This window comes from uncultured Intestinimonas sp. (assembly GCF_944387725.1).
Classification (GTDB): domain Bacteria; phylum Bacillota; class Clostridia; order Oscillospirales; family Oscillospiraceae; genus Intestinimonas.
Genome location: NZ_CALXGA010000087.1, coordinates 1 through 7,214, shown reverse-complemented (window position 1 = coordinate 7,214; position 7,214 = coordinate 1). Strand labels below are relative to the sequence as shown.

The 7,214-nt window shown below is 65.2% G+C and carries 8 protein-coding genes; all 8 read left to right on the top strand.

Annotated elements, in window-relative coordinates; all coding sequences use genetic code 11:
• The first annotated feature begins 185 nt into the window (after positions 1-185).
• The 8 genes from Q0K09_RS09965 to Q0K09_RS09930 all read left to right on the top strand — a co-directional run bounded on the left by Q0K09_RS09965 (position 186) and on the right by Q0K09_RS09930 (position 7,054).
• Positions 186-1,472 carry an insulinase family protein gene (locus tag Q0K09_RS09965; protein WP_294475843.1) on the top strand — a complete coding sequence of 429 codons (1,287 nt, stop codon included), beginning with the start codon at positions 186-188 and terminating at the stop codon, positions 1,470-1,472.
• Between the two features lie 4 nt (positions 1,473-1,476).
• The gene (locus Q0K09_RS09960) at positions 1,477-2,757 is read left to right on the top strand and encodes a pitrilysin family protein (RefSeq protein WP_294475841.1); all 1,281 of its coding nucleotides are present in this window, start codon (positions 1,477-1,479) and stop codon (positions 2,755-2,757) included.
• A complete protein-coding gene (gene lgt / locus Q0K09_RS09955) occupies positions 2,754-3,698 on the top strand; it encodes a prolipoprotein diacylglyceryl transferase (protein ID WP_294475839.1) in 945 nt (314 codons plus the stop codon). Before Q0K09_RS09960 ends, lgt begins: the two co-directional genes overlap by 4 nt.
• Positions 3,679-4,524, top strand: a complete 846-nt coding sequence (gene folD / locus Q0K09_RS09950; RefSeq protein WP_294475837.1) for a bifunctional methylenetetrahydrofolate dehydrogenase/methenyltetrahydrofolate cyclohydrolase FolD — start codon at positions 3,679-3,681, stop codon at positions 4,522-4,524. Before lgt ends, folD begins: the two co-directional genes overlap by 20 nt.
• Before the next feature lie 48 nt (positions 4,525-4,572).
• Positions 4,573-4,947: a RidA family protein gene (locus tag Q0K09_RS09945; protein WP_294475835.1), complete on the top strand. Its 375-nt coding sequence runs from the start codon at positions 4,573-4,575 to the stop codon at positions 4,945-4,947.
• A 125-nt stretch (positions 4,948-5,072) separates the two neighbouring features.
• Complete coding sequence (locus tag Q0K09_RS09940) at positions 5,073-5,798, top strand: NAD-dependent protein deacylase (RefSeq protein ID WP_294475834.1); 726 nt, start codon at positions 5,073-5,075, stop codon at positions 5,796-5,798.
• A gap of 113 nt (positions 5,799-5,911) precedes the next feature.
• Positions 5,912-6,481, top strand: a complete 570-nt coding sequence (locus tag Q0K09_RS09935) for a DUF2975 domain-containing protein (RefSeq protein WP_294475832.1) — start codon at positions 5,912-5,914, stop codon at positions 6,479-6,481.
• Between the two features lie 336 nt (positions 6,482-6,817).
• Positions 6,818-7,054 (top strand): helix-turn-helix transcriptional regulator, encoded by a 237-nt coding sequence (locus Q0K09_RS09930; RefSeq protein WP_294475828.1) that lies wholly within the window; start codon positions 6,818-6,820, stop codon positions 7,052-7,054.
• Positions 7,055-7,214 lie beyond the last annotated feature (160 nt).

The following is a 7,214-nucleotide window of genomic DNA, read 5'->3' as shown; positions in this document are numbered from 1 at the left end:
GCCATCTCTGCACCGCCTCGCTTCCTCTGTTTTAATTTCTATTGTACCACATTTCTCCTGTAAACACTATCTAGGGCCTGCGGCAGTCTTTTTTTGTTTTAAGGGTGTCAAACCGGGAAAAATATAGTATAATATGGCTGCCGCGTCTCCACGCGGCGCACCACAAAGGAAAGGATGGCCCTGCAATGATCCAAGTGACTCACAGGGAACTGATGCCCGGCGTCCGGCTGACGGCGGTGCATACCGATAAATTTAAGAGCAACGTGCTCTCCCTGTCCCTCCTGGCCCCCCTGGCGGCGGAGACGGCCTCCGCCAACGCCCTGCTGCCCTGCGTCCTGCGCCGGGGCACCGCCCGACACCCCGATATGGAGGCCCTCTCGGCGGCCCTGGACGACCTCTACGGCGGCTCCATCGAGCCGTCGGTGCGGAAGAAGGGCGAGACCCAGGCGGTGGGCTTCGTGGCCAGCTTCCTGGACGACGCCTATGCCCCCGGAGAGACCCACATCCTGGAGGACGCCGCCGGACTGCTGGGGGACCTGCTCCTCCGGCCCGCCACGGAGTCAGGCGGCTTCCGGCGGGACTATGTGGAGGGGGAGCGCGCCAACCTCATCGACCGCATCCAGGCCCAGATCAACGAAAAGCGCGCCTACTCCCTGCTGCGGCTGACCCAGGAGATGTGCGCCGGGGAGCCCTTCGGCGTGGACAAGCTGGGGGATGCGGCCCGCGCCGCCGCCCTCACCCCGGAGGGGCTGTGGGAGCGGTATCAGGCCCTGCTGTCCCAGGCGCCAATCGAGCTCTACTACTGCGGCTCGGCCCCGGCGGACCGGGTGGCGGAGGCCCTGACCTCCGCCCTGGCCGGCCTCCCCCGGACCGGGACGCCGGAGCGGCCCGGGTGCGGCGTCCGGGCGGAGGTCTCCCACGAGGCCCCCAGGCTGGTCACCGAGTCCCTGGACGTGACCCAGGGCAAGCTGGCCCTGGGCTTCCGCACCGGGGGCAGCTGCGTCTGGACGGAGGATTTCCCCGCCCTGATGGTCTTCAACGCCCTCTACGGCGGCACCCCCACCTCCAAGCTCTTCCTCAACGTCCGGGAAAAGCTCTCCCTGTGCTATTTTGCCAGCTCCACCCTGGAGAAGTGCAAGGGGGTGCTGATGGTCTCCTCCGGCATCGAGTCCGGCAGCTTTGAGAAGGCCAAGGCGGAGATTCTGGCCCAGCTGGAAAACTGCCGCCAGGGGGCCATTGAGGACTGGGAGATAACCGCCGCCCGGCAGGCCATCATCAGCAGCCTCTCGGCCACGCTGGACGCCCAGGGGCGGCTGGAGGACTTCTGGCTGGGCCAGGCGGCGGCCGGCCTGGAGGAGGCGCCCCAGGCCCTGGCCCGGCGGATTGGGGCCGTCACCCGGGACCAGGTGGCGGCGGCGGCCCACAAGCTGGCGCTGGACACCATCTATTTCCTGAAAGGCAAGGAGGGCTGAACCGATGGTTTGCAAGGAATACCCCCAGGTGGGGGAGAAGCTGTATCACGCTGAGCTGGAAAACGGCCTCCACGTCTATGTGGACGTCAAGCCCGAGTTTTCCAAGAGCTTCGCCTTTTTCGCCACCAACTACGGCGGCATGGACATGCGCTTTTTCCTGGACGGGAAATGGCACGACACCCCCGCCGGCGTGGCCCATTTCTTAGAGCACAAGATGTTCGACACCAAGGACGGCAACGCCCTCCAGGACCTGGCGGCCAACGGGGCCAGCCCCAACGCCTTTACCTCCACCGCCCTCACCGGCTACTACTTCGAGAGCACGGAGAAGTTCGAGGAGAACCTGCGCATCCTCCTCTCCTTCGTCTCGGAGCCCTGGTTCACCCCGGAGAGCGTGGACAAGGAGCAGGGCATCATCGGTCAGGAGATCCGCATGGTGGAGGACGACCCGGAAAATCAGGTGTTCTACGGCATGATGGAGTCCCTCTACCACCACAACCCGGCCCGGGTGAGCATCGCCGGCACCGTGGAGTCCATCGCGGAGATCACCGCCGGCACCCTCTACGCCTGCCACGCCGCCTTCTATAACCCGGGCAATATGACCCTGTGCGTCTGCGGCAATGTGGACCCGGAGCAGGTCTGCGCCATCGCCCGGGAGATCCTGCCCCGGGAGGGCCTGCAAGACATCCCCCGGGACTACGGCGGGGAGGAGGCCCAGGAGGTCTGCCAGCCGGAGAAGGTCCGGGAAATGGCGGTGTCCACCCCCATCTTCCAGCTGGGCTGGAAGGCCGACCCCGCCCCCCTGGGGGAGGAGCACATGCGCCAGCGCTTCCTGGGGGAGCTGGCCTGCGAGGCGGTCTTTGGCACCTCTACCCCCCTCTACGCCCGGCTCTACCGGGAGGGGCTGGTGAATCAGAACTTCAGCTACGGCTATGAGGCCTACCCCGGCTGCGCCCTGCTGGCGGTGGGGGGCGAGAGCCGGGACCCCTGGGCGGTGCGGGAGGCCATCGCCGCCGAGGCCGCGCGCATCGGGGCCGAGGGCCTGGACGAGGCCCTCTTCACCCGGCTGAAGAAGGGGCTCTACGGCGGCAAGGTCCGAGCCCTCAACTCCTTCGAGTTCATCTGCGTCAGCCTGGCCCAGGGCCACTTCGCCGGAGAGGAGCTCTTCCGCTTCCCGGAGGTCTTCGAGGCCATTGCCAAGGCCGATGTGGAGGAGGCCGTCCGCCGCTGGATGACCCCGGATCGGACCGCCCTCTCCGTGGTCAAGCCCAAGGGGGAGCCGGCATGACCAGGACTGTCCTGTTTCCCGGCCTGGGGCTGGAGTTCCACCTGAACCGGGTGGCCTTCCAGCTCTTCGGCCTGCCCGTCTACTGGTACGGGGTCATCATCGCCGCAGGCTTCCTGCTGGCGGTGGCCTTCTGCTACAAAATGGCCCCCCGGTTCGGCATCAAGCCGGACGATGTCATCGACCTGCTCTTCTTCGCCGTGCCCCTGGCCATCATTGGGGCGCGGCTGTACTACATCGTCTTTTACCTGGACTTCTACCGCACGGCAGGCGGCGGCCTGGACGTCCTCAAAATGCTGGACATCCGGGACGGGGGCCTGGCCATCTACGGCGGCGTCATCGCGGCGGCCCTCACCCTCCTGGCCTTCTGCAGGGTGCGGCGGATCGACTTCTTCGCCTTCGCCGACCTGGGCGCCTTCGGCCTCCTCATCGGCCAGTGCATCGGCCGCTGGGGGAACTTTATGAACGTGGAGGCCTACGGCGGGCCCACCGGCCTGCCCTGGCGCATGGGCATCGACGCCTATGTGGACGGGGTGTGGCAGTATATGGAGGTCCACCCCACCTTTCTCTATGAATCCCTGTGGAACCTGCTGGGCTTTTTGCTGCTGCTGAGCGTGGTTCTGCGGAAGAAGCGGAAGTTCGACGGGGAGATCATGGGGGGGTATTTCCTGTGGTACGGCTTTGGCCGGGGGCTCATCGAGGGCCTGCGGACCGACAGCCTCTACCTCTTCCACACCCCCATCCGGGTCTCCCAGGCCCTGGGCTTTGCCTCGGCCCTGGCGGCGGCGGCCTTTCTGTTCTATCATCTGGTCCTGCGCCGGCACAAGCCGGAGGAGCTCTATGCCAACCGCGTGGCGGCGGCCCGGCGGGCCGCCCGTGAGGCGAAGCAACGGCAGACGACATCACAACAGGAGGAGGAACATCATGGCGGCGAAGATCATTGACGGCAAGGCCCTGGCGGCCAAGTGCAAGGCCCGGGTGGCCCAGGAGGTCCGGGGCTTCTCCCGCCGGCCCGGGCTGGCGGTCATTCTGGTGGGGGACAACCCGGCCTCCCGCACCTATGTCAACAGCAAGCGCAAGGACTGTGAGGAGTGCGGCATCTACAGCGAGGAGTACGCCCTGCCGGCCCAGGCCGGCCAGGACGCCCTCATGGAGGTCATCCACACTCTCAACGCCCGGGAGGACATCGACGGCATCCTCTGCCAGCTCCCCCTGCCGGAGGGCTACGACGAGGACGCGGTCCTCCTGGCCATTGACCCGGACAAGGACGTGGACGGCTTCCACCCGGTCAACGTGGGGCGGCTCTCCACCGGGCAGCCCTGCTTCGTCCCCTGCACCCCCGCCGGAGTCATGGAGATGCTCAAGGAGTACGGCATCGACCCCAAGGGCAAGGAGTGCGTGGTGGTGGGCCGGTCCAACATCGTGGGCAAGCCCATGGCCATGCTGCTCCTGGCCGCCCACGGCACCGTCACCGTCTGCCACTCCCGGACCCGGGACCTGGGGGAGGTCTGCCGCCGGGCGGACGTCCTGGTGGCCGCCGTGGGAAAGCGGAACCTTATCACTGCCGGTATGGTGAAGGAGGGGGCGGTGGTCATCGACGTGGCCATGAACCGGGACGAGGCCGGAAAGCTCTGCGGAGACGTGGACTACGGCCCGGTTTCGGAGAAGGCGTCCTACATCACCCCGGTCCCCGGCGGCGTGGGCCCCATGACCCGGGCCATGCTGATGGTCAACACCCTGGAGGCCGCCCGCCGCCACAGCAAGGCGTAAACCGTCCGCAGGCAGAACACAGCAAAAAAGAAACGGAGGAACATCCCCATGAAAGAAGCCATTTCCACCACCCAGGCCCCTTCCGCCATTGGCCCCTACTCCCAGGGCATCGCCACGGAGCAGCTGGTCTTTGTGTCCGGGCAGCTCCCGGTGGACCCCGCCACCGGGGCCATGCCCGAGGACATCAAGGCCCAGGCCGCCCAGTCCCTGGCCAACGTGAAGGCTGTGCTGGAGGCCGGGGGCAGCTCCCTGGAGAAGGTGGTCAAGACCACCATCTTCCTCAGCGACATCAACGACTTCGCTGCGGTGAACGAGGTCTATGCCGCCTGCTTCTCCCAGCCCTGCCCCGCCCGTTCCTGCTTCGCAGTGGCGGCCATCCCCAAGGGGGCCAAGCTGGAAATCGAGGCCATTGCCGTAAAATAAGCCCCCATCCCCGTCCCGGATTGGCCTGGGGCGGGGAAATTTTTCTTGTCTTTTGGCCGCAGAGCGGGTATGATGGTACCGAAGCGACAGACGCGGCGGCACGCGAATCGAGGAGGGAGCGCCGCATGGAAGAGAACCTGGAACAGCTCCAGCGCTGGATTGACAGCAGTGACAACATCGTGTTTTTCGGCGGGGCGGGGGTGAGCACCGAGTCGGGCATCCCGGACTTCCGCAGCGTGGACGGGCTCTACCACCAGCAGTTCGCCTATCCCCCGGAGGTGATGCTCAGCCACAGCTTCTACCGGAGCCACCCGGAGGAGTTTTTCGACTTCTACCGGAAAAAGCTCCTGGCGCCCGGCGCCCAGCCCAACGCCGCCCACAAAAAGCTGGCTGGGCTGGAGGCGGCGGGGAAGCTCAAGGCGGTGATCACCCAGAACATCGACGGCCTCCACCAGCGGGCGGGGAGCCGGGAGGTGCTGGAGCTCCACGGCTCCACCCTGCGGAATTTCTGTGAGCAGTGCGGCAGGGCCTACGACACCTCGGTCATCGCGGAGAGCCAAGGGGTCCCCCGCTGTGCCTGCGGCGGGATCATCAAGCCAGACGTGGTCCTCTACGAGGAGTCCCTGGACAGCCGCCTGCTCCACCGGGCGGTGGACTACATCCGCAGGGCGGACGTCCTGATCATCGGCGGCACCTCCCTGGTGGTCTACCCGGCGGCGGGGCTCATCGACTACTATCCGGGCCGCAAGCTGGTCCTCATCAACAAGAGCGCCACCGGTATGGACGCCCGGGCCAACCTGGTCGTCACCGGGGCCATCGGGCAGGTGCTGAGGCAGATTGCCGTGCGGTGAGCCCGATGCTACTATCCTGCGGGATTCCCAAGGAAATATCGTAATTCGATAAAATAAGATTGACAAACGATATTGGGCGTGGTAGACTGACCCCACAGAAAGGGGTGGCCTCCATGGAAAACACCGGAGTACAGAAGCTGGCGGGCGTCTTGAAGGTGCTGGTGACCGTCACCATCGCCTGCAATTTGCTGGCCCTCTTCCTGGTGCCGGGGCTGGCCCTGCTGAAGGGCTTCGGTCCGCTGTTGGCGCCGGCCCCCTATGAAGCGGCTTTGGAGCTTCCGACCCGGAGCTGGATGGTCTTCGTCATGAGCTGGATCTGGGTGTGGCGGAGCGGGGCCTATGACGTGGTTCTGACCCTCTTCCTCCTGTTCTGCGGCTGCTGCACCGCCGTCATCCTGTGGCAGGGGCGGCAGGTGCTGGACACCATTCTGGCCGGGACCCCCTTTTCCCTCAGGAATGCCGTCAGCCTGCGCCGGGCGGGGCTGTGCTGCCTTCTCATCTCAGGGGCGGCCCTGCTGCGGCTGGTGTGGGGGCTGCTCTACTACCGCTCCCCGGCGCCCCTCCTGACCTACAACGCCCTCTTCGTGCCCATCTTCCTGATGGCGGGGCTGCTGTGCCAGGTGATGTCCGCCCTCTTCCGCCAGGCGGAGGAGATGAAGGCGGAAAACGATTTGACCATTTAGGGCTTGTTTGAAACATGTCAACATGCCCAATCAGCGGGTCTTTTGCCCCCTGGACGGCGCAATTTTTCCTTGAAATCCGCCAGGATTCCTGCGAAAAAATTGCTTGCCAGCGGCCCAAAATCCCTCGCTGCTGGACACATCGCCAATTTTCAAACAAGCCCTAGTCCTCCACCAAGCCAGAAGCTTGCATTTACCTTTCGGCGGAATTTCCGCATCCCTTCGTTATCGTCCTTGGTGGGCGTCAGCCCACCGGCGTCCTCTGCTTTGTTCCGCAAAAATTCCGCTCGAAATCCAATCTGCAATTTCTAACTTGGCAGCGTACTGGGAGGGTAGACCATGCCGATTGTCGTAAATCTGGATGTGATGATGGCCAGGCGGAAGATGAGCCTCAACGAGCTCTCCCAGCGGGTGGACATCACCCTGGCCAACCTCTCCATCCTGAAAAACAACCGTGCCAAGGCGGTGCGGTTTACCACCCTGGAGGCCATTTGCAGGGCCCTGGACTGCCAGCCCGGGGATCTGCTGGAGTATGTCCCGGGGGAGGACCACCCCCCGGCCGTGGACTGCGGCTGAACAAAGGCCCGCCGCAGAACGCTGTCTCTGCGGCGGGCCTTTTGCGGTCTAAGGCGCGTATGTTTACGCAGCCTTAGGCCGCCGGCAAGCAATTTTGACCCAGGAATCCTGGCGGATTTCAAGGAAAAATTGCGCCGTCCAGGGGGCAAAAGCCCCGCCG

Excerpts from the sequence above, each read along its gene's own strand:
- Q0K09_RS09960 (WP_294475841.1), top strand. The coding sequence starts at position 1,477 with ATGGTTTGCAAGGAATACCCCCAGGTGGGGGAGAAGCTGTATCACGCT.
- lgt (WP_294475839.1), top strand. The coding sequence starts at position 2,754 with ATGACCAGGACTGTCCTGTTTCCCGGCCTGGGGCTGGAGTTCCACCTG.
- folD (WP_294475837.1), top strand. The coding sequence starts at position 3,679 with ATGGCGGCGAAGATCATTGACGGCAAGGCCCTGGCGGCCAAGTGCAAG.
- Q0K09_RS09935 (WP_294475832.1), top strand. The coding sequence starts at position 5,912 with ATGGAAAACACCGGAGTACAGAAGCTGGCGGGCGTCTTGAAGGTGCTG.
- Q0K09_RS09940 (WP_294475834.1), top strand. The coding sequence starts at position 5,073 with ATGGAAGAGAACCTGGAACAGCTCCAGCGCTGGATTGACAGCAGTGAC.
- Q0K09_RS09965 (WP_294475843.1), top strand. The coding sequence starts at position 186 with ATGATCCAAGTGACTCACAGGGAACTGATGCCCGGCGTCCGGCTGACG.
- Q0K09_RS09930 (WP_294475828.1), top strand. The coding sequence starts at position 6,818 with ATGCCGATTGTCGTAAATCTGGATGTGATGATGGCCAGGCGGAAGATG.
- Q0K09_RS09945 (WP_294475835.1), top strand. The coding sequence starts at position 4,573 with ATGAAAGAAGCCATTTCCACCACCCAGGCCCCTTCCGCCATTGGCCCC.